This window comes from Candidatus Thiosymbion oneisti (assembly GCF_900092655.1).
Taxonomy (GTDB): domain Bacteria; phylum Pseudomonadota; class Gammaproteobacteria; order Chromatiales; family Chromatiaceae; genus Thiosymbion; species Thiosymbion oneisti.
Genome location: NZ_FLUY01000377.1, coordinates 1 through 2,035, shown reverse-complemented (window position 1 = coordinate 2,035; position 2,035 = coordinate 1). Strand labels below are relative to the sequence as shown.

1 protein-coding gene is annotated in these 2,035 nt (G+C 60.3%); it reads right to left on the bottom strand.

Annotation, left to right across the window (positions count from 1 at the left end; genetic code table 11):
- Window positions 1-1,309: 1,309 nt before the first annotated feature.
- Window positions 1,310-1,786 (bottom strand): hypothetical protein, encoded by a 477-nt coding sequence (locus tag BQ17_RS03660; RefSeq protein ID WP_089724402.1) that lies wholly within the window; start codon window positions 1,784-1,786, stop codon window positions 1,310-1,312.
- Between the last annotated feature and the right edge of the window lie 249 nt (window positions 1,787-2,035).

Below are 2,035 nucleotides of genomic sequence, written 5' to 3'. Positions count from 1 at the left end.
ATCCGTGTTCATCCGTGGTTCGCTTTCCGGTTGTTATCTGCACTGACCAACGGTTTTCACAGGTCAGATGGCTGCAACATCCCAGCGGTCCGCTCCGCGGACCCGACACATAATCAGCTGGTCAGCGTAGGGTCCGCTGCGCGGACCTTTGGAATGTAACACCCCCTACTCCACACACTGGAGCATGTGAGCCAAGCGTGTGAGCCAGCAGATACTATGAACTCCGCGCTCGTTCCCACGCTCCAGCGTGGGAACGCCGTCTGGTCCGCTCCAGCGGACTGTGCTCCTCTGGGCCGATATGGGTAGCTGTGCCGGTTTAGTTGGTCGCTTATTGACGCTGGAGCGTGGGAGCCAACAGAAATTGTCATCCCGACGTAGGAGGCAGGGCAACCGAAAGATAATCACTGTTGAAACAGGCTGATGGTAGGTCAGTCAATGGGAGGGGTCAGGTCATCGGTCCGACCCTTTGGAGTGCGCCGGCAAAGCGCCGCGACTGGATCGATCTCCAGCGGTGTACGCTACCAGGGCGGCATATGCTTAGATTCGGTGGTACGGTGTATCCCACGCGGCGCGGCGACGGCGCTTTGGTTGGCGGGTGGTTCTGATCCAAAGCGGCGGCGGCTTGGTGCCGGTCGCCAGACAGGTGCTATCAGCCAATCACTGGAACTCACCCGCGGCACCGGGATAACCGGTTGCCGCCGCACTCCAAAGGAGGGTGTCGCAAAAGCTGGAAAGGCGAGATGCGCTGCGCTTTTCCGCCCTACGTGCTGACCCGACCTACAGGGCTCTCCGATAAGCGTTCAAGACGCTCCGATGAGTCCTCAGGACTCTCCCGTGAGTCTTTAACACTCTCTAGTGAGTCTTCAACACTCTCCAGTGAGTCTTCAGAACTCTCCGATGAGTCCTCAAGACTCTCCAGTGAGTCTTCAGAACTCTCCGATGAGTCCTCAACACTCTCCAGTGAGTCTTCAGGACTCTCCGATGAGTCCTCAACACTCTCCAGTGAGTCTTCAGGACTCTCCCGTGAGTCTTCAGGACGCTCCGATGAGTCTTCAACACTCTCTAGTGAGTCTTCAAGACTCTCCGATGAGTCCTCAACACTCTCTAGTGAGTCTTCAGGACTCTCCCGTGAGTCTCTAACAGGCTCCGATGAGTCTTCAGGACGCTCCGATGAGTCTTCAAGACTCTCCAGTGAGTCTCCAGGACTCTCCGATGGGTCCTCAAGACGCTCCAGTGAGTCTTCAAGACGCTCCGGTGAGTCCTTGCCCGGCCCGGTTGCGGCTTTGGACCTCGATCTCCACGCCGCGCCCTACTCCTTTGCGGCGGGGGGTTGCTTCCGCCCGCCCATATGCTGGAAGCGTTCGCCCAGCTGCTCGGCCACCGGTTTGAGGCCCGGTGTCCGTTTGGCGGCGGTCTTGACGTAGTCGTAGACCTGGATCGCTTCCTGCATCGCCTCTCCGCCCACCGCCAACCGGGTGTCGTTGAGCTGGGAGGCTACCGAATCGGCCAGCGTGCCCAGCTCGGTCAGGGCGGTGAACAGCTCCACATCCTTCTCGAAGCCGGGGATCTCGAAGCTGGCGGGGAGGATGGTGGGGTGATCCTGGGCGGCGGTCAGGGCATTCCGGACGAAGGAGACGCTATCGGGCCCGGTCTTGAAGGTGGCCTTGCGTTCCTGGGTCGTCAGACTGACCAGGAACGGCAGCTTATTGAGCACGGTATCGAAGGCGTCCTTGACGGCCTTGATGTCGGCGGCTGAGAGCGACGCATCGATGTTCTGGTAGGGCATAATGGTTTCCTGCCAAGGTTATGAGCGGGAATGGTCACTATAGCGTCGGCCTGGGGCGTGCGCTATAGGGATTGCCGCTGCCTGGAGCGTCTCCGGCTCCCAGGCTCCAGCATCGATCAAGCGCCTCGGTAGGCCAACCGCCAACGCCGATCAGCACCGAGGAGCTGTGTCCGCGGGAGCGGACAAGCCGGCGTTCCCACCTGTCTGCGTGCGGCACGCACAGGCAGGCGCTGGAGCGTGGGAACGAGC

Coding starts and splice junctions, on each gene's coding strand:
- BQ17_RS03660 (WP_089724402.1), bottom strand. CDS start 1,786: ATGCCCTACCAGAACATCGATGCGTCGCTCTCAGCCGCCGACATCAAG.